Raw genomic sequence first — 21,686 nt, 5'->3', positions numbered from 1 at the left:
TCGATTGTGCGGCAGGCTACAGAGCGACAGTCTGCAACCGGTCACGCAACTGCACCAGCGCCTGGCCGCGGTGGCTCAGCTTGTTCTTGAAATCCAGCGCCATTTCGGCGGCGGATTGGCCGTGACGCGGATCGAAAAACACTGGGTCATAACCGTGTCCGCCACTGCCGCGCCGTTCGTGCAGGATGTGGCCGCGCCATTCGCCTTCCACGATCAGCGGCTGCGGATCGTTGGCGTGGCGCAGCAGCACCAGCACGCAGTAGAAATGTGCGCTGCGCTGGCCGTCCGGTACATCTTTCATCGCCTCCAGCAGCTTGTCGATATTGCGTGCGGCATCGCCATGCTGGCCGGCATAGCGCGCCGAATACAGGCCAGGCGCACCATGCAGTGCATCCACGCAAATGCCGGAGTCGTCGGCCAATGCGGGCAGGCCGGTGATCTGGCAGGCGTGACGTGCCTTGATCAGCGCATTCTCGACGAAGGTGGTGGCGGTTTCATCCGCATCGCTCACGCCCAGGTCGGATTGAGCGATGAGCTCGATGCTGCTGTCGGCCAGCAGGCTGCGCAGTTCTTCCAGCTTGCCGTGGTTGGAGGAGGCGAGTACCAGCTTCACGGAATTGTCCTGTTCGATGGCGTTTGGGGTTGCAGCAGGTCCCAGCGGTTGCCATACAAGTCGCGGAACACCACCACGGTGGCGTAGCTTTCCTCGCGGGGAGCTTCCAGGAATGTCACGCCGCGTGCTGTCATGGCTTGGTAATCGCGCCAGAAATCGTCGGTCTGCAGGAAGAAACCCACTCGGCCGCCGGTCTGGTCGCCAATGCGCGCCCGCTGGGCGTCATCGCTGGCCTGCGCCAGCAGCAAGCCGGTTTCCTGGCTGCCGGGCGGGGCTACGCGCACCCAGCGCTTGCCGTCGCCCAGGTCGGTGTCTTCCAGCAGTGCGAATCCCAGGTCGCCGGTGTAGTGGGCGATGGCGGTGTCATAGTCGTCGACGACCAGAGTGATCAGGCTGAGGGTTTGTTTCATCGGGCGCCAAGGCAATCCGGTGGAATTCCTATTGTAGGAGCGCCGTCTCGGCTCCTACCTGGGCAATGAGGAAGGAGAGAAAGGTTCAACCCGCCAACGCGGCGCGCTGCGCGGCGAACAATTCACCGATGCCTTTTTCGCCGAGTACCAGCAGCGCGTCCAGTTCATCGCGGCGGAAGGCGTGACCTTCGGCCGTACCTTGCAGCTCGATGAAGCCGCCGCCGTCGTTCATCACCAGGTTCATGTCGGTGTCGCAATCGCTGTCTTCCGGATAATCCAGGTCCAGCACCGGAACGCCGCGATAGACGCCGACCGACACCGCGGCGACTGCGCCGTGAATGACTTCGCGCTTGATCTCGTTGCGGCTCTTCAGCAAGTTGATCGCATCCACCAGTGCCACGTAGGCCCCGGTGATGGCGGCGGTGCGGGTACCGCCATCCGCCTGCAGGACGTCGCAGTCCAGCGTGATGGTGCGCTCGCCCAGCGCTCCGCGGTCCACGCAGGCGCGCAGTGTGCGGCCGATCAATCGCTGGATTTCCAGCGTGCGGCCGCCCTGCTTGCCACGCGAGGCTTCGCGATCGCTGCGGGTATGAGTGGATCGCGGCAGCATGCCGTATTCGGCGGTCACCCAGCCTTCGCCCTTGCCACGCAGGAAGCCTGGCACCCGATTGTCCACGCTGGCGGTGCAAAGTACGCGGGTCTCGCCGAAGCTGATCAGCACCGAGCCTTCGGCATGGCGGGTATAACCGCGCTGAATGCGCACTTCGCGCATCTGATCGGGCAGGCGACCGCTGGGACGTAACACTGACATGTGGGGATTCCGGGGGAGTGGGGAGTTGGGAGCCAGGAAATAGAAGCCGCGCGTGCGGAGGCGTGCGGGTTCCGGAGGCGCGCTAGGGTAACATTCGCGCTCTCGCTACGACCGGACCTGCCCATGATTCGCAGCATGACCGCTTTCGCCACCGCCGAGCGCTCCACCGACGGCGGTACGCTGACCTGCGAACTGCGCGCGGTCAATCACCGTTTCCTCGAATTGGGCATGCGCCTGCCGGAAGAGTTGCGCGTGCTGGAATCCGTTCTGCGCGAACGCATCTCCGCTCGCATCGCTCGCGGCAAACTGGATTTCACGCTGCGCCTCCGTGGACCGGAAGGTGAAGGCAGCCTGCAGCTGAATCCGCACATGCTGGCGCAGCTGTCCGAGCTGGCGCTGGATATGTCGGCGCGCTTTCCCGGGCTGCGTACCGAACTGACCGATCTGCTGCAGTTTCCCGGCGTACTGCAGAACAAGTCCGTGGACCCGGTCGCGTTGCAGGCCGAAGCGCTGGCGCTGTTGGATGCATTGTTGGACCAGTTCGTCGCGGCGCGCGAACGTGAAGGCGAAAAGCTGGCGCAGGTCATCCTGGAGCGTGTCGACGGAATCGCCGCGCAGGCGGCTGAAGCGAGGAAGCTGATTCCCGCCATCCGTACCGGCCAGCGGCAGAAACTGGAAGCACGGCTCGCCGATCTGGCGCAGCCAGCCGATCCGGGACGGGTGGAACAGGAGTTGGTGATGTCGTTGCAGAAGCTTGACGTCGACGAGGAGCTGGATCGACTGGATAGCCACGTCAAGGAAATCCGCCGCGTCCTGAAACAGTCCGACCCGGTCGGCCGGCGCCTGGATTTCCTGCTGCAGGAGTTCAACCGCGAGGCCAATACGCTGGGCTCCAAATCAGTGGACACCCGCACCACCAATATCGCGGTGGAACTGAAAGTGCTGATCGACCAGATCCGCGAACAAGTGCAGAACATCGAATGAGCAAGCGCGGCACCTTGTATATCGTGGCCGCACCGTCCGGCGCCGGTAAAAGCAGCATCGTCAATGCCGTGCTGGCGCGCGATTCGGAAATCGCGCTGTCGATCTCGTTCACTTCGCGAGCGCCACGCCCCGGCGAGCGTCACGCACATCACTACCATTTCATCAGCGCGGATGAATTCAAGACCATGATCCGCGCTGGCGAGTTCTTCGAGTACGCGCAGGTGCACGGCGATTGGAAAGGCACCGCACGGCAGTCGGTGGAGCCGCAGCTGTGCGCCGGCAAGGACGTGCTGCTGGAAATCGACTGGCAGGGTGCACGGCAGGTGCGCGAAAAAGTGCCGGACGCCGTCAGTGTCTTCATCCTGCCGCCGTCCCGCGACGCGCTGGAACAGCGCATGCGTACGCGCGGCCAGGACAGCGAGGAAACCATCCAGCGCCGGCTGGCCGCCGCGCGCGAAGAGATGTCGCACTACGACGAGTTCGACTACGTCATCGTCAACGACGTTTTCGAGAAAGCGGTGGACGAGATGCAGACCATCTTCACCGCGAGCCGCTTGCGCCGCGAAGCGCAGGAAGTCCGCCACGCCGGCTTGATCCAGACGCTGCTGGCGTAGGCCCTTCGCGAGTAGCGTGCGCTGTGCGCACGTTTGGGCTTTCCACGCCAGCGCTCAAGCCCGTGCACCGGCGCCGCTTTGCATGTGCCGGCGTTGCGTGCGTGCGCATAGCGCACGCTACGGGGAGTGCGCCTAATCTAAGTGATTGATTTTTAAGAAAAGGCTTGCAATCGCGAGGCGGCCTGCCTACAATCGCGGCCCTTTCCCCATTCAATCGCGCGGCCCAACGGGTCGCCGGGAGCCCGTATGGCCCGCATCACCGTCGAAGACTGCCTGGAAGTCGTCAACAACCGTTTCGATCTGGTAACGATGGCCGCCAAGCGCGCCCGTCAGCTCGCCAATGGCGTGGAACCCACCATCGACAACAGCGAAAGCGCCGATAAGCCGACCGTGCTGGCGTTGCGCGAAATCGCTGCCCGCAAGATCGACAACGATCTGATCGACCGCGTCGAGAAGGCCGAACGCGAGCGCGCTGAGCGCGAAGCGCTGGAGTGGGCCGCTGCCGAAGTGGTCGCCGACGACGATCTGTCGAAGGGCGACGACTGAACCACGGCCAACAGCCGAGCGGATCGTTCGGTTTGTCAGCCTTTGGAAAAGCCCGCGCCAGCGGGCTTTTCCTGTTTTGGCCGTTTGCCGTCAAGCCGCGTCTGGAATAGGCTGGCGGCATGAACCCAGGCCGCACCGCCAAGGCAATCAAAGCCAGCGCTCCGTCGCGCGACGAAGCGGCGCCGGACTATGTTCTGCAGTTCGAACACGCTGCCTCGTATCTGCCGGCCGAACAGCTGCCGCTGCTGCGGCACGCGTGGGAACTCGGCGCGGCCGCGCATATCGGACAGACCCGCAAGTCCGGCGAACCTTACATCACCCATCCGATTGCCGTCGCGCGCGTGCTGGCCGAACTGGGCATGGATGCGGAAACGCTTATCGCCGCCATCCTGCACGACACCATTGAAGACACGCCGCTGACGCGCGATGAGATCGCCATCGAGTTCGGTGAGTCGGTCGCCGAGTTGGTCGACGGCGTCACCAAGCTCGACAAGCTGAAGTTCCGCGATCGCCAGGAAGCCGCGGCGGAAAGCTTCCGCAAGATGTTGCTGGCGATGTCGCGCGATCTGCGCGTGATCATGATCAAGCTCGCCGATCGCCTGCACAACATGCGCACACTAGGAGCGCAGGGCGCGGAAGCGCGACAGCGCATTGCCCGCGAAACACTGGACATCTACGCGCCCATCGCCCAACGCCTGGGCATGAACCTGGTCAAGTCGGAGCTGCAGGACCTGGGCTTCCGCGCCATGCACCCATGGCGACACGCCATCATCGACAAGCACATCCGCAGCCAGCCAGTGGTACGGCGCGAATCGATGGCGCAGATCGAAGCGCACCTGTCGCAGCGGCTGACCAAGGAAGGCATCGAGCACCGGCTGGTCAGCCGAATCAAGACGCCCTGGAGCATCTACAACAAGATGCGCAGCGAGGGAAAAAGCTTCGACCAGGTGATGGATGTATTCGGCTTCCGCGTCGTGGTCGATTCGGTGCCGACGTGTTATCACGCGCTGGGCGCGGTGCACTCGCAGTACAAGCCGCTGGACGGACGCTTCCGCGATTTCATCGCCATTCCCAAAGCCAACGGCTACCAGTCGCTGCACACCGTGCTGTTTGGCCCTTACGGTTCGCCGATCGAAGTGCAGATACGCACGCAGGAAATGGATCTGATAGCGGAACGCGGCATCGCGGCGCATTGGACCTACAAGTTCGGTGCTGATACCCCGAACAGTGCGCAGAGTCGCGCGCATGCCTGGATCGTCGAGCTGATAGAGAACCAGCGTGCCGCCGGTTCTTCGCTGGAGTTCCTGGATAACGTCAAGGTCGACCTGTTCCCGGATGAGGTCTACCTGTTCACGCCGAAGGGCAAGATCCTGGCACTGCCGAGAAATTCCACCGCGCTCGATTTCGCCTACGCCGTGCACACCGATGTCGGCAATCGCGCGGTGGCCTCGCGCGTGGACAAGAAGCTGGTGCCGTTGCGAACCAAGCTGGCCAGCGGCCAGAGCGTGGAAATCATCACCGCCAAGTCGGCCGCGCCCAAGCCGCAATGGCTGGAGTTCGTGGTGACCAGCAAGGCGCGCACGGCGATCCGCCATCAGCTCAAGCAGCTGGAACACGAAGACGCGGTGCAGTTGGGCCACCGCATGCTGGACCGCGCGTTGGAAGAGCTGGACAGTTCGTTGGAACGCTTGCCGGCGCAGCGATTGGATGCGTTCCTGACCGAGCATCGCTACCCCCGTCTGGAAGCGCTGCTGGCCGACATCGCGCTGGGCAACTGGATGCCCTCGCAGGCCGCGCAGGCGCTCACCGCCTTCGCCGAACTGCGCAGTGGCGGCCATTCGCGTCATTCGCAGGAAAAGATCCTGATCAACGGCACCGAGCGCGGCGTGGTCAGCTTCGCCAATTGCTGCCAGCCGATTCCCGGCGACGAGATCATGGGTTATCACACTGCGGGCAAGGGCATCGTGGTGCATCGGCTGGATTGCCCCAACGTCACCGAGTTCCGCAAGTCGCCGGATCGCTGGGTGCCGATCGACTGGGATGCCAACGTCAGTGGCGATTACGATGCTTCGTTGCTCATCGACGTGGAAAACCGTCCTGGCGTGCTGGCGCAAGTCGCCGCCGCGGTGGCCAAGAGCCAATCGAATATCGAACGCGTGGAATACCTGGAACGCGACATCAACGTTGCCGTGTTGCGCTTTTCCATTCAAGTCCGCGATCGCAACCATCTGGCGGAAGTGATGCGCCGCCTACGTCGACTGAACGTGGTGCACGGCGTACGTCGCCAATAGGCGCAACCATTCAGTGTAGGAGCGCCGTCTCGGCGCGAGCTCTTCGCTTCCATCGTGCGTCGATCTGACAGGAAGAGCTCGCGCCGAGACGGCGCTCCTACAACGAACTGCCGAGACCGCTTCCACATCGAACGGTTTAGAATCCGTGCAACGCCGAATACAGGAATTCCCATGACCCGCCAGATCGTTCAGACCGACCACGCGCCCGCTGCCATTGGTCCGTATTCGCAAGCGGTTCGCACCGGCAATACCGTTTATTTCTCCGGACAGATTCCATTGGACCCGGCCACCGGCGCGCTGGTCGAAGGGGACATCTCGGTACAGGCACGACGTGCGTTCGATAATTTGAAAGCCGTAGCCGAAGCGGCTGGTGGATCGTTGGATCGCATGGTGCGATTGGGTCTGTATCTGACCGATCTGGGCCAGTTCGCTGCTGTCAACGCGGTGATGCAGGAATACTTCTCCACACCATTTCCCGCGCGCTCCACCGTGGAAGTCTCCGGTCTGCCCAAGGGCGCCGTGTTTGAGGTCGATGCGGTGATGGTGCTCGACTGAGCAACGGAGCGTTCGTATCGACTACTTATGCGCGGTCCTAACTGGGGACAAGGAATAAGGGAATAGGGAATCGTCATGCCGGCGTACGCGGGAACCCAGCGCCATATGCATAGCCCCCTAACCCTTGGAACTACGCCATGCGCTCACGTGCCTCGCTGGGCGTGTAGCCCGTCCAGCGTTTGAACGCGCGGCGGAACTCGCGTACATCGGTGAAGCCGACCTGATTGCCGACTCGCGAGATGGTGAGCCCGCGGTCGTGCAGCAATTCCAAGGCGCGTTGCGTGCGAATGTGATCGTGCAGAGCAGTGAAACGAGTGCCTTCCTCCGCCAATTGGCGACGCAGGGTGCGTTCGCTGAGATGCAGCAGCGCCGCTATGTCGGCCATCTGAGGATTATCGCGTAGTCGTGGACGCAGTTGGCGACCCACCGCGGCGGTGGTTTCACCCTGCAGCGACAGCGCATCCAACTGAGCGCGGCACATCGCCAGTGCTTGACGCGAGGTGACCGGGTTGTAGCTGGGAAAGGGAAGCACCATCCAGCGGCTGTCCACCACCATGCCGTTGTAAGGCTGGTCGAAGCGCACTTCGCATTCGAACGTCTCGGTGTACTTGTGCGCGTACATTGGTGCCGGATACGCCAGATCCAGCCGCAAGGGACGGAACTCCTGTCCCGCCAGTTCGCGCGCCAGCATCAGCACGCTGGAGAACATTTCCTCACACAGGAACGGCAGGATGTCGGCCGGTGCGGACGGAGCGGAGGCTGCCACGGTCACCGTATCGCCGCCCTCCGGCGACGGCATGTCCAGATCCATCAGCGGACCGATGGCATGTTGATAGGTCAAGCCGATGGACACCGCCTCGCCGAAGTTTGGCGCCGTCTTCATCGCCAAGCCCAACAAGCCGAAGTTGCCGCCGTTCTGCTTGGCTCCCATCGCCAGGCCCACACCGTCGAGCGGTAGCGAGCGCAACGCGCGACGGATCACTTCGATGGCCTGGCGGTAGGAAACCCGCGCGTCAGGTTCCTGCACCTCGCGCGCATTGAGGCGCAAGCCAGTGAACCAGTCTTCGCAGTTCACTCCCAACTCGCTCGCCAGCAGCACCAGACCGCACAGCATGTTGGTTGGCAGGTTGGCGACGGATAGCCGCGCGTCCTCCCCCTGGCCCTGATTGCGTCGCATCGAAGCCCCTCCAGCTTGTCCGCTTTGCCCCCCTTAGTATGCCGCTCCTGCCCTCTCGCGTGATCGGCCCCGCGGACAAGACTGCCTTTTCACATACGCAGGCGTCCGGAGGACTTCCGAGCACCTGTGCCGTTCGGGTCAACGGGAGGGCGAGATGCGGCGATCGATTCTGGCGGTAGCAGCGGTGCTGACGGTAGCGGGATGCAGCCAGTCGGAGCCGGAGCCGGGCCCGGAGGTGGCTGCTGGCGATGCCGCATTCGCCAAGACGCTCCAGGAACGCCTGCTGGATGCCAAACCCGGCGATGTCATTGAGATTCCTGCCGGACGCCACGCCTTCGACCGCAGCCTGAGCCTGCGCGCGGATGGCGTCACCCTGCGCGGCGCCGGCATGGACAAGAGCGTGTTGACCTTCAAAGGCCAGAAAGCCGGCGCCGAAGGGCTGCTGGTGAATGGTGATGATTTCACCATCGAGAACCTCACCATCGAAGATTCCAAAGGTGACGGACTGAAGATCAGCGAATCCGAAAACGTCACCATCCGTGGTGTGAAGGTGCAATGGACCGGTGGGCCCAGCACCAAGAACGGCGCGTATGGGCTGTACCCGGTGCTTTGCAAGAACGTGCTGATCGAGGATTCGGTCTCCATCGCCGCTTCCGACGCCGGCATTTACGTGGGCCAGTCCGACGGAGTGATCGTGCGCCGCAGCCGCGCGGAATCCAACGTGGCCGGTATCGAGATCGAAAACACCATCAATGCCGACGTGTACGACAACGTGGCCATCAAGAACACCGGCGGCATCCTGGTGTTCAACATGCCGGGCCTGTCGCAGCAGGGTGGCAACATCCGGGTGTTCAACAATCAGGTGATCGCCAACAACACCGACAATTTCGGCGCCAAAGGCACGCCCGTGGCGAGTGTGCCGGCAGGGTCCGGCGTGCTGGTCAACTCGAACGACAATATCGAGATCTTTGGCAACACCATCGCCGATAACGTCACCGCCAATATCATCATCTCCAGCGTGTATTCGGCGGGCTACAAGGACTCCAGCAGGTCGGAGACCTTCGATCCCTATCCGGAAAACATCTACGTACACAGCAACAAATTGTCCGGCGGCGGCGATTCGCCAGACGGCTTGGACCTGAAGGCTTTGAAGGTGGCGCTGTTCGGATTGCGCGGGAGTTTTCCGGACGTGTTGTGGGATGGCTATTACAACGCGCAGCGCAAGGTCGGCGATCAGGTCCGCGGGCCTGACATCTGCCTGCGCGACGTCAACGGCGTGGTGAACGCCGACGGGCCCGGCGGCTACAAGAACCCGGACAAGGATGCGAAACGATTCGACTGTGAGTTGCCACGGCTGCCCGCCGTCGATCTGGGCCGGAGCTGATCCATGCTGGAAGCGCTGCGCGGCTTGGCGATGCTGCTGTCGCTGGCGACGCTTGCCGCTTGTGGGACGAGCGAGCCGGTACATTTTCTTGCCGAAGGCCAGCCGGCCTCGCTTAGTGAGTGGCATGTGCTGGAACGCGAGGACGGACGCCTGGTACTCAACGAAGGCGTTGTTCCTTATGACCTCAACACGCCCTTGTTCAGCGACTACGCACACAAGCTACGCACCATCTGGATGCCGGCGGGCGTATCGGCCCGCTATAGCGACACCAGTAGTTTCGATTTGCCGGTCGGCACCATCATCAGCAAGACGTTCTATTACCCGCTGCCGCCCGGGCAGTCGTGGGACGGAAAATCGGTGGCGCGCACAGCGCCGAAAGGCGAAGCGGGACTGGAAAAGGAATCGCTCGATCTGCGCAAGGTGCGACTGATCGAAACCCGATTGCTGGTGCATCGCAAGGAGGGATGGATCGCGTTGCCCTACGTGTGGAACGACGCACAAACGGAAGCTACGTTGCAACGCACGGGTGCGGTGATTCCTCTGGAGCTGGTGAGTGCGGATGGAGCTCGCGAAGGGGCCGACTATCAGGTTCCTGACCAGAACCAATGCGCGGGTTGCCATGCCACCGACAACCGGTCCCGGAAGCTACTGCCGATCGGACTGAAAGCCCGGCACATCAATCGCGATTTCACTTATGCGGAGGGTTCGGAGAACCAACTCACCCATTTGTCGCGAATCGGCTATCTCACCGGCGCGCCTGCACCTGGCCAAGCGCCCAAGGCAGCGGATTGGACCAACGCAGCGCATGCCAGCCTGGATGATCGTGCCCGCGCATATCTGGACATCAACTGCGGCCATTGCCATAGCGCCACTGGCCCGGCGATCACATCGGGCATGTGGCTGGACGCATCAACTCGGGACCGGCTGAAGCTGGGTTTCTGCAAACAGCCGATCGCCGCCGGCAAAGGCACGGGCAATCGGCTTTACGGCATCGTTCCCGGTGACCCGGACGCGTCGATTCTGGCGTTCCGCATGGATAGCGATGATCCGTCGGTGATGATGCCGGAACTGGGACGCTCGGTGATTCATCGCGAGGGCGTGGCATTGATACGCGAGTGGATACAAGCGCAGCAGGGTAGCTGCGAAAGTCAGGGGAAAGGAACGTGATGCAGCAACCACCTGTGGCGGTCAGAACGCACAACCTTTTTGGGAGAGAGTGATGAAACTGATGCAACGCGATCTGGTCATCGGCATGCGCCGTGCCTTGTTCGGGGGATGGGCGGTACTGGCGGCTACGGGCACGGCCTGGGCCCAAGAGGGACCGACGTCTGCCGATGCCACCACGCTGGACACGATCACCGTGACCGCCCAGGGCCGTGAACAGGAGCTGCAGGACGTCCCCATCGCGTTGCAGGTGCTGAACGACCAACTGATCGACGACGTCGCCGCCGAGGACATGGGCGATCTGGACAGTTTCGTGCCTGGCTTGCGCATCAACAGCGTGCAGCCGACCCAGCCGGAAATCGCGCTGCGCGGCATCAGTACCGACGACTTCGGCATCGGCACCGATCCGGCGGTGGGTGTATTTATCGATGGCGTCTACACCGGCCGCAGTGGCGGCATCCTGCTGCCATTGACCGATGTCGAACGCATCGAAGTGCTGAAAGGTCCGCAAGGCACCTTGTTCGGTCGCAATACCGCTGCAGGCGCGGTATCGGTGATCACCAAGCGACCGAGCGATGAAACCGAAGCCGCCGCCAAACTGCGACTGGGCAATCACGGTAAACAATATCTTGAAGCAATGGCGAATATCCCGGTCGGCGAACGTTCGGCCTTGCGCTTGAACGGCCTGATCAATCACAGCGATGGCTGGGTGCAGGATGGCGCGACCGGCGAAGATCTGGCCGGCGATAACGTCTGGGCCACGCGCGCAGCGTGGCAGCTGGGCTTGGGTGACAACACCACCGCGCTACTAAGTTGGGACCATGAAAACCTGGATCAGCGCGGCCGTCCCACCACCGGTATCGTGCCCTTGCCGCCACCGCCGGGCCGGCCGACCGCGCCCGCCAATCCGCTCGAATATCGGGATCCGCGTGATATCGGCACGTTCAACGACACCACCGCCAGCGCGGAATGGCGCACGTTCGATGGCGTAACGCTGATCGTTGACCACGCGTTCGCGTGGGGCCATCTGACCTCGACCACGGCTTGGCGTCAGTTCGATTCGCTCAATCGTGTGGAAGAAGATGGTACCAACCGGCCTGATCTCTATCTCGATTCCACCAATAGCGAATCAAACGAAAACAAATATCAGGAATTCAAGTTCAGCGGCGCCACCGAGAAGATCGACTGGGTCGCCGGCATGAGCTACTACGAAGAAGAAGCGCGCCAGACCAGCGAGATCGACACCACCACTACCGCCGTCGACACCGCTGTCGCCAACCTGGGCCTGGCGCCGACGCCGGACGGCACGTTATTTGGATTCTTTTCGCAGGTGCTCGCCGCCAACGGCATTCCGCTGAGTCTGTTGGACCATGGCTGGAACGAGTCCTTCAACAACACGCTAAAGACCAAAGCCTATGCCGGGTTTGGCGATGTCATATGGCACGTCAACGACAAGCTGAATCTGACCGTCGGCCTGCGCCACACCCGCGACGAAAAAGACTTCACCTGGTTCAACGACATCCGCAACGCGCCCACGCTGGACGCCACATTGGATGCGCTGGATGCCGCCGGCTTCTTCGCGCTGGCCGGCGTACCGAAGGAAACCTTCATTTTCGATCTCGCCTTCATCGATCCGCCGGCGATGATGAACAAAGGCGTCACCAATCGCGCCAAGCAATCATGGAGCGATTGGAGCCCGCGGCTGGTGATCGACTACCACTTCACCGACGACATGATGGGCTACGCCTCGCTGGCAAAGGGCTACAAGGCGGGTGGGTTCAACGCGCTGCAGATCGGCAGCGCGTTCGACAACGAGGATGTCTGGAACGCCGAGGTCGGCATCAAGCAATCGTTCCCGGACGCGCGGCTGGCCTACAACCTGTCGGTCTACTACTACCGCTACGACAACCGCCAGTCGATCCGCCTGGACAACACCAGTTCCATCCCGCGCTTCGTTGTCGATACCGGCGACGTGGAGGCCTACGGTGTGGACTTCGATATGCGCTGGCAGGTGACCGATGCATTTGGTCTGGATTTCAACGCGGCCTATATCGATTCCAAGTACCGCGACTACGGCATCGATACCCCGGCGGGCATGCTCGACTTGAACGGACAGCCCACCGGTGAACCGAATTGGTCGGCGGCGATGGGTGGCCACTACGTTTGGCAGCTAGGCAATGCGGGTGACATTCGGCTGGCGTTGCGCCACGCCTTCCGCGGCGCCTGCCGGAGCAACGACTACAGCCGGTCTTCCGGTGACTGCGCGGATTACCCGGCATTTTCCACAGGGGAATCGCAGAACCGCACCGACGTGCGGCTGGGCTGGACATCGGCACAGGGGCATTGGAGCTGGGCCGTATACGGCAACAACGTGTTCGACAACCGCTACGTCACTCAACTGAATGTCTACGGCCGGGAAGCTTTCGGCACCGTGGGCGCGGTGGTCAGCGAGCCGCGGACTTACGGTCTTGAGGTTGGCTTGAAGTTCTGAAGCAGGCAAACGGACCGCTGCGGACACCATGTCCGCAGCGGTCGAAAAGCGCTGCATCGCACGTCAGGGTTTTGATTTCGACGCGATCCCGGCATGCTTAGCCGATGCCGATTCGAAAAGGCGGAGCGTCCGTCGATCTTCAACAGCAGTCCTTGAGCACTTTGCCCGGAGTGGGGCCGCGCGTGGCCGAGAAATTGGCGGCGCGCGGTTTGTGCACGTTGCAGGACCTGTGGCTGCACTTGCCGCTGCGCTATGAAGACCGCACCTCGCTCACGCCCATTCGGCTCTTGCAGCCGGGCACGCCGGCGCAGGTGGAAGGCCGCGTGGAAGCGGTGGAGCGTGGTTTCCGGTACCGGCCGATGATGCGCGTGGCGATCGCCGACGACTCGCATTCCACGCTGGTGCTGCGCTTCTTCCATTTTCGTGCAGCGCAGGTGGCGCAGTTTTCGGTGGGCACGCGCGTGCGTTGCTACGGCACACCCAAGCCGGGCCACCAAGGCCTGGAGATCGTGCACCCGAGCTATCGCGTGCTGGGCGACGCCGACGAGGCCGAGCTGGGCGACGAACTGGACCCGGTGTATCCAGCCGTCGAGGGCATCGGTCCGGCGACGTTGCGCCGGCTGATCGGGCAGGCATTGGACAAGTTGCCGGACGAGGCCGCGTTGGAACTGTTGCCGGCGGAATCGCTGGGCGGTTTGAACCTGCCTTCGTTGCGTGAGGCCTTGCTGATCATGCACCGCCCGCCGCGAGACGCCGATCTCGCCGCGCTGGCAGTGGGCACCCATCCGGCACAACGCCGGCTGGCGATGGAAGAATTGCTGGCGCACCACCTCAGCCTGCGCCGGCAGCGTATCGCCATGCAGCGGCACAAGGCGCCCGCGCTGACCGGCAAAGGCCGGCTGGCGGCTGATTTGCTGGCGTCACTGCCATTCAAGTTGACCGGCGCGCAACAGCGTGTATTCAAGCAGATCCGCACCGACCTGAAACAACCGATGCCGATGCTGCGGCTGGTGCAGGGCGACGTAGGTAGCGGCAAGACCGTGGTCGCCGCATTGGCGGCGATGCTGGCGGTGGAATCGGGCCGGCAGGCTGCGTTGGCCGCGCCGACCGAGCTCCTGGCGGAACAGCACCTGGTCAATCTGCGCAACTGGCTGGAGCCGTTGGGCGTAAAGGTGGCCTGGCTGGCCGGCAAGGTGACCGGCAAGGCGCGGGCAACAGTATTGGCGGAAATTGCATCCGGTGCGGCGCAGGTGGTGGTCGGTACTCATGCACTGATGCAGGAGGCGGTGGCCTTCCACGATCTCGCTCTGGCCATTGTCGACGAACAGCATCGCTTCGGCGTGCACCAGCGGCTGGCGCTGCGCGACAAGGGTGCCTTGGGCACGTCGGTGCCGCACCAGTTGGTGATGACCGCCACGCCGATTCCGCGCACGCTGGCAATGGCCGCCTACGCCGATCTCGATGTGTCGGCGATTGACGAGTTGCCGCCGGGCCGCACGCCGGTGCATACCGTGGCACTGAGCGCGGAGCGCCGGCCGGAACTGGTCGAACGCATTCGCGCCGCTTGCGCCGAAGGCCGCCAGGCTTATTGGGTTTGCACGTTGATCGACGATAGTGATGAGGTCGTCGCGCAGGCGGCCCAGACCACCTACGAACAACTCTCCGCTGCGCTGCCGGAACTGCGTATCGCGTTGGTGCATGGGCGTATGAAGGCTGCAGAAAAACAGGCGACCATGCGGGCGTTCAAGCAAGGGGAGGTGGATCTGCTGGTAGCCACCACGGTCATTGAAGTGGGCGTCGATGTGCCCAACGCATCCCTGATGATCATCGAGAACGCCGAGCGCCTGGGCCTGGCGCAGCTGCACCAGCTGCGCGGGCGGGTGGGGCGCGGCGCGATGGCTTCCAACTGCGTGCTGCTGTACCAGCCGCCGCTGTCGATGATGGCCAAGCATCGGCTGGCGACCATGCGCCAGACCAACGACGGCTTCGTTATCGCGGAAAAAGACCTGGAGCTACGTGGCCCGGGCGAATTGTTAGGTACGCGGCAGACTGGGCTTGCCACCTTCCGCGTGGCCGATCTGGCGCGCGACGCAGGGTTGCTGCCTCAAGTGCGGGAACTGGCCGATCGCCTACTGTCCGAATCGCCGGATGTCGCCGATCGCATCATTGGCCGCTGGGTGGGCGGCGCAGCGCGGTATGCGTCGGCGTAGCATGTCGTAGAGCGGAGCTTGCTCCGCTGCTCTTTGCGTCAATCCAAAAGCAGCCGAGCAAGCTCGGCTCTACGAGAAGCACCTTAAGGGCTGAAAGGCGGCTATTCGCTATCGCCTGCCGTTGCGACGGCCCGGTTGCTACCGACTTGTTGCTATCGCGGGGCGCAGCTCGGCTCTACAAGAAGCAAACCCAACGACTTTCCCCCGCAACCCAGTAGTGAGAGACTCGGCGGCTCACACTGAGCGAAGAGACATGGCGAAGAAAATTCCCTTGCTGATCGATACCGATCCCGGCGTGGACGACGCGCTGGCGCTGCTGATGGCGTTCAACGATCCCAGGCATGAAATCGTCGGTCTGACCATTGCCGCCGGCAACGTCGGCCTGGAACACACCGTGCGCAACGCGCTCAAGTTATGCGAAGTGGTAGGCCGCGACGATGTGCCGGTCTTCGCCGGCTGCGCCCAGCCTTTGCTGCACCCGGCGCGTGATGCGGCATACGTGCACGGTCGCGACGGTTATGGCGACATTGGCTATGCACCTTCACCACGTTCGGCGGAAAGCGAGCATGCAGCGTTGGCGTTGCTGCGCCTGTCCCATGCGCACGCCGGCGAACTGGTGCTGGTGGCACTGGGGCCGCTGACCAACATCGCGCTGGCGCTCAAGCTTGATCCCACTCTGCCGCAGCGTATTGCGCGCTTCGTGGTGATGGGCGGTGCGGTGACGGGGCACGGCAATATCACCCCGGCCGCCGAGTTCAATATTTATTTCGATCCCGAAGCCGCCCACGTCGTCTTCGAGGCCTTCGACCGCTTCGACCTGGCTGACTGGGAGGCGACCATCGCCCATGGCCTGCACCACGACAAGGTGGTCGATTGGCTGAACGCCGATTCGGTTCGTGCCCGCTTCTATGCCGTCATCTCGGAAAAGACCCGCCTATGGTCGATCGATCGCCGCGGCGACTACTGGTATGCCGCCGATGCGCTGGCGATGGCGTTCGCGCTGGAGCCGCAAGGCGCCCAGGAGCTGCTGGAGCGGCCGGTGGCCGTCGAACTGCAGGGCAGCCATGCGCGTGGCGCCACCGTGGTCGATTGGCGGCGGGAAGGCGGGCATCCGGATAAAGCCAACATCCTGATGCGCTATGACCAGGAGCGGTTCGAGGGCCTGATCCGGGCCGCACTGGCAGCAGTCTGAGGATTCCGCCGGAGGGCCGGGTTGCACTGGAGGGGAGGGCGGGCTAAAATGCCGCTCTTCCCTTCCTGAAACCCGGTGCCCGCCATGAAGGCCGACATCCATCCCCAGTACCGCGACGTCGTCTTCTTCGATGTCACTTCCGACTTCAAGATCCTGACCCGCTCGACGCTGAGCAGCAAGGAAACCACGAAGTGGGAAGACGGCAAAGAGTATCCGCTGATCAAGGTCGAAATCTCCTCGGCCTCGCACCCGTTCTACACGGGCAAGCACAAGGTCATGGACACCAGCGGCCGTATCGACAAGTTCCAGAAGCGCTACGCGCGCTGATCAGTACTGTCTTCGCTGCACAGCGGCCGCGCATTGCGCGGCCGTTTGCGTTTGCGCGGAAAACAAAACAGGCACCGCGTACCCGCTACCCGGGTGGCCTCATTCTTTGGTCTGATTTTGGTCCGTTTCAGAGCGACGGCTCCAAATCCGGTATGCGATAATTTGGTTATCCAAGGTTAATTCCATGGACTCCCGTCACACGTCGCCTGGGTAACTGGTCGGCGAACCCCCATGAAGGAGCGCACACTGTGTCCGAACTTGACCAGGTCACGCTGAATGCAGGCGACAAATCGGTAGCCCTGCCAGTACTCAAGCCCACGCTTGGTAACGATTGCATCGATGTTTCCAAACTGACCAAAGAAACCGGGCTTTTCACTTACGATTCGGGTTTCACCGCTACCGCGAGTTGCAAGTCCGCCATCACCTACATCGATGGCGACAACGGCGTCCTGTTGTATCGCGGCTATCCCATCGAGCAGTTGGCGAAGAACTCCAGCTTCCTGGAAGTGGCGTATCTGCTGATGAACGGCGAACTGCCCAGCAAGGCGGAGTTCGAAGCGTTCGACCACGAAGTTACGCATCACACGATGATGCATGAGTCGCTGAAGAACTTTCTGGGCGGCTTCCATTACGACGCTCATCCCATGGCCATGCTCTGTGGCTCTGTGGCTTCGCTGTCGGCGTTCTACCACGACACGTTGGACCTCAATGATCCGGAACAACGCCGCCTGGCCGCGATTCGCCTGATCGCCAAGGTGCCGACGATCGCCGCTGCCGCGTACCGCTATTCGATCGGCTGGCCGATCCGTTATCCGCGCAATAACCTGGACTACGTCAGCCGCTTCCTGCACATGATGTTCGAAGTGCCCAGCGAGCCGCTGGAACTGAATCCAGTGGTCGCCAAGGCGCTGGATCTGTTGTTCATCCTGCACGCGGACCACGAGCAGAACGCATCCACCTCCACGGTGCGTCTGGTCGGTTCCACCGGCGCCAACCCCTACGCTTCGGTTGCCGCTGGCATTGCCGCGCTGTGGGGACCGGCGCATGGCGGCGCCAACGAGGCGGTGCTGAAGATGCTGGAAGAGATCGGCGACGCCAAGAACGTCGCGTCCGCCGTGGCCAAGGCCAAGGACAAGGAGTCCGGCTTCCGGCTGATGGGCTTCGGCCATCGCGTGTACAAGAACTTCGACCCGCGCGCCAAGATCATCCGCGAGATGACCCACAAGGTGCTGGGCGAGCTGGGCGTGGACGATCCGCTGCTGGAAGTGGCGATGAGATTGGAAGAAGCCGCGCTGAAGGACGACTATTTCGTGCAGCGCAAGCTGTATCCCAACGTCGATTTCTACAGCGGCATCATCTACAAGGCGCTGAAGATTCCCACCGAGATGTTCACGGTGATGTTCGCCATCGGCCGCACCGCCGGCTGGGTGGCGCACTGGCTGGAACAGCAGGTCGATCCCGAAGCCAAGATCGGCCGCCCGCGCCAGATCTACACCGGCTATGACGTGCGCGATTACAAGAGCCTGGACCAGCGCTGAAACGCAGCTACTGATCTTGTCTTTCAGTAAAAAAGCCCCGCATCGCGGGGCTTTTTTTATCTGCATGCGGCTGAAGAAACGAAGTTCACTTAAGTGGCTTCATCGCCGGCATCAGCTTCATAAGTCGCGATCTCCTCATCCGTCAGCAGCTGCCGTAGCTGCGTTGCCGATGCGCGCTTCATCGGCTTTTCATCGATAGTGGACAACGGCGCTTGGCGCAACGCGTCGTGTGGTAGCACCGTAATGTCGAAGGTCAGGTCCTCGGCGCTGAAAATCCATACCGGCAAGTCGGCAATGCGCTCCCGGTCCATGCGCAGACGGCGGCTGCGCGATTCGGCGGGAATGCGGTGCTCTTCCAGGAAGCGTGCGACCGCATCAAGGTCGTCGCTATGCAGGTGCAGATGTACGGGGGAGTTGGCATCCGCCGTGCCGTCGAGGACGGGACCGATCAAGCGGGGCGAAAACGGTTCGAAGAATGCCAGCGCACGCGCGGCCGCTTCGCGGCGCATGCGCAGGCCGGCGGCATGCGATTCGCCCGCGAACAGGCGCTGGTATTCGCGCAGCGCATCTTCGATCTCGCGGTTGCGCGGCAGCGACGCATCGTCATGGATGCCCAGTCGACTGGCGGCTTTTAGCTTGGCTTGATGGAAATCGCGAATGCCGCCTTCCGCCATCAATCGGGCTGCCTCATGGGCGAGCCGGCGGCGACGTTCGCGGGTGCGGGTCTCAGCGTGCTGACGAGCGTGGTGCATAGTGAGCCTCCGCGTCGTGACTTTTGCGGCGACTGTACACGATATTGGATGAACAACGAGGAAGGCGGAGCATCCGCCTTCCTCGTCAATGTTTCGTGATCAACAGGTTCTCAGAAGATATCGAACGCCGCTTCGTCCGGCACGGCATCTTCCGGACCAAACAGATCGAAGTTCTGGATGCGCTCCATGTCTTCGACCTTGACCCATTCGGTGGCGCCGTTGAGGGTGACTTGCACCATTCCCTCGGGCGGATCGTTCGTGGCTACAGGCTTGTCTTTCAGCGCCACGCGCATGTAGTTGATCCAGATGGGCAACGCGGCTTTGCCGCCGTATTCACGGTAACCCAACGAACGGAAGTCATCCCGGCCTACCCAAACGGTGGTCGCATACGGGCCGCCGAAGCCAGAAAACCACGCGTCGCGGTGATCGTTGGTCGAGCCGGTTTTGCCGCCCACGTCCTCGCGATTCAGTACCTTGGCCGCGGTACCGGTTCCGCGTTGAACCACATCGCGCATCATGGAGATCAGCTGGTAGGCCGTGCGTTCGTCGATGGCGCGTGGTGCGGTGACGGTGTTGGGATCCACGGGCTTCTCGGGTTCGACAGGCTTCGCCACCGCTTCCGGTTTGGGCGCGGCGGATTGCAGCGGTCCGAGATTGAAGCCATCCACCACATTGCTGGCGGGGCCGGCGCCGCCGTGCTGCGATTGTCCGCAACCGCGGCACGCAACCGCCGGATTCTCCTTGAAAACCACATTGCCTTCACGGTCCTTCACTTCATCAATGAACCATGGCGTGACCCGGGAGCCGCCATTGGCGAACACGGCATAGCCACGCGCAACCGATAGCGGCGTCAACGAAGCCGTCCCCAACGACATCGAGAGGTTGGGTGGAAGTTCGGCTTCATCGAAACCGAACTGGCTGATGTACTTGCGCGCGAACGGCACGCCGATGCCGTCCAACAGTCGCACCGACACCAGGTTGCGCGATTGCACCAGTGCTTCGCGCAGACGCATCGGTCCGCGGAACCCGCCGCCATCGTTCTGCGGCCGCCACATGTGGCCACGACGGTCGCGGAACACCACCGGCGCATCCAGCACGATCGAAGCGGGGTTGAAGCCCTTGTCGAAGGCCGCCGCGTAGAGGAATGGCTTGAAGCTGGAGCCCGGCTGGCGACGAGCCTGGGTGGCGCGGTTGAACTTGTTGCCGGCGAAGCTGTAGCCGCCGATCAGCGCCCGCAGTGCGCCGTTGCTGGCATCCAGCGACACCAGCGCCGCCTGCGCACGCGGCACCTGTGTCAGGACGAATTCGCCCTCGGCCTTGCCCGGTTTGATGCGAGCCACATCGCCACGTTTGAACAGTTTGGCGGGGGTGCGGTTGGTCCATTGGCTCGCCGACGCCGGCAACACCAGCTCACTGCCGTTGGCCAACACCAGTGTCACGCTGCCGTCGCCGTGGGTACTGGCCACGATGCCGGGAATCAGGCCCGCCTGTGGCGGAACGCCGTTGAGCTGGGCAGCCAGGGTGGCGGTGTCAGCGTCGGCGGCAATATCGAAATGGCGTTCAACGCCGTTCCAGCCGTGGCGGCGGTCGTAGAGTTCCAGGCCATCGCGCACTGCCTGGTCGGCGGCCACCTGCAACGTGGCATCGATCGTGGTGGTGACGTGATAGCCCTTGGTCAGTATGTCGCCGCCGAAGCGGGCGATCATTTCCTGGCGCACCATTTCAGCTACAAAAGGTGCGTAGACCTCCACCGGCCGCTCGTGCGGTTTCGCATGCATCGGCTCGGCCTTGGCCTGGGCGGCCTCGGCAGCGCTGATATAGCGGTCTTCGAGCATGCGGTCGATGACGTAGACGCTGCGCTGGTGGTTCCGTTCCGGATTGCTGATCGGGTTGCCGCTGGACGGGAACTTCAATGCGCTGACCAACGTGGCGGTTTCCGCCAATGTCAGCTGGTCCAGCGGCTTTCCGTAGTAGTACTCGGCAGCGGCGGCCACGCCATAGGAGCGATTGCCGAAGAAGCTCTTGTTGAGATAAAGCTCAAGGATTTCGTCCTTGGTCAGATCCTCCTCGATCCGCATCGCCAGCATCATCTCCACCAGCTTGCGGGTATAGCTGTACTCGGAACTGAGGAAGAATTGGCGCGCCACCTGCTGGGTGATGGTGCTGCCGCCGGCGACCCGGCCTTCCTTGCGGCTGACGATCTGCCAGACCGCGCGGCCGATGCCGGTGTAGTCGATGCCGTTGTGGGTATAGAAATGGGAGTCCTCGGCGGCGATGAAGGCCTGTTTGACCTTGTCCGGCACCTTCGCGATCGCCACCGGGTAGCGCCGGGTCTCGCCGAACAGGCCAATCAGCCGGCCATCGCTGGCGTAGACGTACAGAGGCTCCTGCAGTTCCACATTGCGCAGGGATGGAACGTCCGGCAATTTGGAGGAAACCACGTAATAAAGGCTACCCAGGCCGATGAGGCCCAGCAGGGAGACGCCGACGAACGCGATCAGCGCCCACCGGATCAAGCGACGGAAACGGGGCATCCAGTGCTTTCCGATTGCAGAATTCTTGGGGGCAGAGTATAGATGAGCGGCGGGGCCGCCTGAGGCGATCCCGGGGGAAACAGGGACTTGGGG

18 protein-coding genes are annotated in these 21,686 nt (G+C 62.7%); 12 read left to right on the top strand and 6 right to left on the bottom strand.

The features are described from left to right. Window positions 1-16: 16 nt before the first annotated feature. The 3 genes from rdgB to rph all read right to left on the bottom strand — a co-directional run bounded on the left by rdgB (window position 17) and on the right by rph (window position 1,834). Window positions 17-613, bottom strand: a complete 597-nt coding sequence (rdgB, locus tag AADW18_RS07100; RefSeq protein WP_337342651.1) for an RdgB/HAM1 family non-canonical purine NTP pyrophosphatase — start codon at window positions 611-613, stop codon at window positions 17-19. After that, window positions 610-1,023, bottom strand: a complete 414-nt coding sequence (locus AADW18_RS07095; protein WP_337342650.1) for a VOC family protein — start codon at window positions 1,021-1,023, stop codon at window positions 610-612. Before AADW18_RS07095 ends, rdgB begins: the two co-directional genes overlap by 4 nt. Before the next feature lie 85 nt (window positions 1,024-1,108). Further along, window positions 1,109-1,834 carry a ribonuclease PH gene (gene rph / locus AADW18_RS07090; protein WP_337342649.1) on the bottom strand — a complete coding sequence of 242 codons (726 nt, stop codon included), beginning with the start codon at window positions 1,832-1,834 and terminating at the stop codon, window positions 1,109-1,111. 123 nt (window positions 1,835-1,957) lie between these two features. On the opposite strand from rph, the gene AADW18_RS07085 reads away from it, so the two are divergent. The 5 genes from AADW18_RS07085 to AADW18_RS07065 all read left to right on the top strand — a co-directional run bounded on the left by AADW18_RS07085 (window position 1,958) and on the right by AADW18_RS07065 (window position 6,824). Further along, entirely contained in the window at window positions 1,958-2,818 is an 861-nt protein-coding gene (locus AADW18_RS07085) for a YicC/YloC family endoribonuclease (protein WP_337342648.1), read from the top strand. Then, complete coding sequence (gmk, locus tag AADW18_RS07080) at window positions 2,815-3,432, top strand: guanylate kinase (protein WP_337342647.1); 618 nt, start codon at window positions 2,815-2,817, stop codon at window positions 3,430-3,432. The genes AADW18_RS07085 and gmk overlap by 4 nt, the downstream gene beginning before the upstream one ends. 246 nt (window positions 3,433-3,678) lie before the next feature. After that, window positions 3,679-3,978, top strand: a complete 300-nt coding sequence (gene rpoZ / locus AADW18_RS07075) for a DNA-directed RNA polymerase subunit omega (protein WP_097121050.1) — start codon at window positions 3,679-3,681, stop codon at window positions 3,976-3,978. A 119-nt stretch (window positions 3,979-4,097) separates the two neighbouring features. Next, complete coding sequence (locus tag AADW18_RS07070; RefSeq protein ID WP_337342646.1) at window positions 4,098-6,269, top strand: bifunctional (p)ppGpp synthetase/guanosine-3',5'-bis(diphosphate) 3'-pyrophosphohydrolase; 2,172 nt, start codon at window positions 4,098-4,100, stop codon at window positions 6,267-6,269. Window positions 6,270-6,440: 171 nt separating this feature from the next. Further along, window positions 6,441-6,824, top strand: a complete 384-nt coding sequence (locus tag AADW18_RS07065) for a RidA family protein (protein WP_337342645.1) — start codon at window positions 6,441-6,443, stop codon at window positions 6,822-6,824. Between the two features lie 130 nt (window positions 6,825-6,954). Here AADW18_RS07065 and AADW18_RS07060 read toward each other — a convergent pair whose 3' ends face one another. Further along, window positions 6,955-8,001, bottom strand: a complete 1,047-nt coding sequence (locus AADW18_RS07060; RefSeq protein ID WP_337342644.1) for an AraC family transcriptional regulator — start codon at window positions 7,999-8,001, stop codon at window positions 6,955-6,957. A 154-nt stretch (window positions 8,002-8,155) separates the two neighbouring features. Here AADW18_RS07060 and AADW18_RS07055 point away from each other — a divergent pair, with 154 nt between their 5' ends. The 7 genes from AADW18_RS07055 (at window position 8,156) to AADW18_RS07025 (ending at window position 18,307) form a co-directional block, all read left to right on the top strand. Further along, a complete protein-coding gene (locus AADW18_RS07055; protein WP_337342643.1) occupies window positions 8,156-9,385 on the top strand; it encodes a parallel beta-helix domain-containing protein in 1,230 nt (409 codons plus the stop codon). A 3-nt stretch (window positions 9,386-9,388) separates the two neighbouring features. After that, on the top strand, window positions 9,389-10,552 hold the full coding sequence (locus AADW18_RS07050) for an SO2930 family diheme c-type cytochrome (protein WP_337342642.1): 1,164 nt from the start codon (window positions 9,389-9,391) through the stop codon (window positions 10,550-10,552). Between the two features lie 52 nt (window positions 10,553-10,604). Beyond that, window positions 10,605-13,040, top strand: coding sequence for a TonB-dependent receptor (locus tag AADW18_RS07045; protein ID WP_337342641.1), 2,436 nt, complete (start codon window positions 10,605-10,607; stop codon window positions 13,038-13,040). Window positions 13,041-13,144: 104 nt separating this feature from the next. Next, the gene (recG, locus tag AADW18_RS07040) at window positions 13,145-15,250 is read left to right on the top strand and encodes an ATP-dependent DNA helicase RecG (RefSeq protein ID WP_337342640.1); all 2,106 of its coding nucleotides are present in this window, start codon (window positions 13,145-13,147) and stop codon (window positions 15,248-15,250) included. A gap of 253 nt (window positions 15,251-15,503) precedes the next feature. Then, complete coding sequence (locus AADW18_RS07035; protein WP_337342639.1) at window positions 15,504-16,442, top strand: nucleoside hydrolase; 939 nt, start codon at window positions 15,504-15,506, stop codon at window positions 16,440-16,442. Window positions 16,443-16,526: 84 nt separating this feature from the next. Continuing rightward, on the top strand, window positions 16,527-16,769 hold the full coding sequence (locus tag AADW18_RS07030) for a type B 50S ribosomal protein L31 (protein WP_337342638.1): 243 nt from the start codon (window positions 16,527-16,529) through the stop codon (window positions 16,767-16,769). 248 nt (window positions 16,770-17,017) lie between these two features. Beyond that, window positions 17,018-18,307, top strand: a complete 1,290-nt coding sequence (locus AADW18_RS07025; RefSeq protein WP_337342637.1) for a citrate synthase — start codon at window positions 17,018-17,020, stop codon at window positions 18,305-18,307. Window positions 18,308-18,396: 89 nt separating this feature from the next. Here AADW18_RS07025 and AADW18_RS07020 read toward each other — a convergent pair whose 3' ends face one another. Both AADW18_RS07020 and AADW18_RS07015 read right to left on the bottom strand, forming a co-directional pair. Further along, window positions 18,397-19,059 carry a hypothetical protein gene (locus tag AADW18_RS07020; RefSeq protein WP_337342636.1) on the bottom strand — a complete coding sequence of 221 codons (663 nt, stop codon included), beginning with the start codon at window positions 19,057-19,059 and terminating at the stop codon, window positions 18,397-18,399. Between the two features lie 110 nt (window positions 19,060-19,169). Next, window positions 19,170-21,593, bottom strand: a complete 2,424-nt coding sequence (locus tag AADW18_RS07015) for a penicillin-binding protein 1A (protein WP_337342635.1) — start codon at window positions 21,591-21,593, stop codon at window positions 19,170-19,172. Between the last annotated feature and the right edge of the window lie 93 nt (window positions 21,594-21,686).

The sequence above is a fragment of the Pseudoxanthomonas sp. CCNWLY206-1 genome, from assembly GCF_039710385.1.
In the GTDB taxonomy this organism is placed as follows: Bacteria; Pseudomonadota; Gammaproteobacteria; order Xanthomonadales; family Xanthomonadaceae; genus Pseudoxanthomonas_A.
This window is presented reverse-complemented; position numbering and strand designations above follow the sequence as displayed.

What these genes read in the sequence shown, in the direction of transcription:
- AADW18_RS07095 (WP_337342650.1), bottom strand. Translation starts at nt 1,023, where the DNA reads ATGAAACAAACCCTCAGCCTGATCACTCTGGTCGTCGACGACTATGAC.
- rph (WP_337342649.1), bottom strand. Translation starts at nt 1,834, where the DNA reads ATGTCAGTGTTACGTCCCAGCGGTCGCCTGCCCGATCAGATGCGCGAA.
- AADW18_RS07085 (WP_337342648.1), top strand. Translation starts at nt 1,958, where the DNA reads ATGATTCGCAGCATGACCGCTTTCGCCACCGCCGAGCGCTCCACCGAC.
- gmk (WP_337342647.1), top strand. Translation starts at nt 2,815, where the DNA reads ATGAGCAAGCGCGGCACCTTGTATATCGTGGCCGCACCGTCCGGCGCC.
- rpoZ (WP_097121050.1), top strand. Translation starts at nt 3,679, where the DNA reads ATGGCCCGCATCACCGTCGAAGACTGCCTGGAAGTCGTCAACAACCGT.
- AADW18_RS07070 (WP_337342646.1), top strand. Translation starts at nt 4,098, where the DNA reads ATGAACCCAGGCCGCACCGCCAAGGCAATCAAAGCCAGCGCTCCGTCG.
- AADW18_RS07065 (WP_337342645.1), top strand. Translation starts at nt 6,441, where the DNA reads ATGACCCGCCAGATCGTTCAGACCGACCACGCGCCCGCTGCCATTGGT.
- AADW18_RS07060 (WP_337342644.1), bottom strand. Translation starts at nt 8,001, where the DNA reads ATGCGACGCAATCAGGGCCAGGGGGAGGACGCGCGGCTATCCGTCGCC.
- AADW18_RS07055 (WP_337342643.1), top strand. Translation starts at nt 8,156, where the DNA reads ATGCGGCGATCGATTCTGGCGGTAGCAGCGGTGCTGACGGTAGCGGGA.
- AADW18_RS07050 (WP_337342642.1), top strand. Translation starts at nt 9,389, where the DNA reads ATGCTGGAAGCGCTGCGCGGCTTGGCGATGCTGCTGTCGCTGGCGACG.
- AADW18_RS07045 (WP_337342641.1), top strand. Translation starts at nt 10,605, where the DNA reads ATGAAACTGATGCAACGCGATCTGGTCATCGGCATGCGCCGTGCCTTG.
- recG (WP_337342640.1), top strand. Translation starts at nt 13,145, where the DNA reads ATGCCGATTCGAAAAGGCGGAGCGTCCGTCGATCTTCAACAGCAGTCC.
- AADW18_RS07035 (WP_337342639.1), top strand. Translation starts at nt 15,504, where the DNA reads ATGGCGAAGAAAATTCCCTTGCTGATCGATACCGATCCCGGCGTGGAC.
- AADW18_RS07030 (WP_337342638.1), top strand. Translation starts at nt 16,527, where the DNA reads ATGAAGGCCGACATCCATCCCCAGTACCGCGACGTCGTCTTCTTCGAT.
- AADW18_RS07020 (WP_337342636.1), bottom strand. Translation starts at nt 19,059, where the DNA reads ATGCACCACGCTCGTCAGCACGCTGAGACCCGCACCCGCGAACGTCGC.
- AADW18_RS07015 (WP_337342635.1), bottom strand. Translation starts at nt 21,593, where the DNA reads ATGCCCCGTTTCCGTCGCTTGATCCGGTGGGCGCTGATCGCGTTCGTC.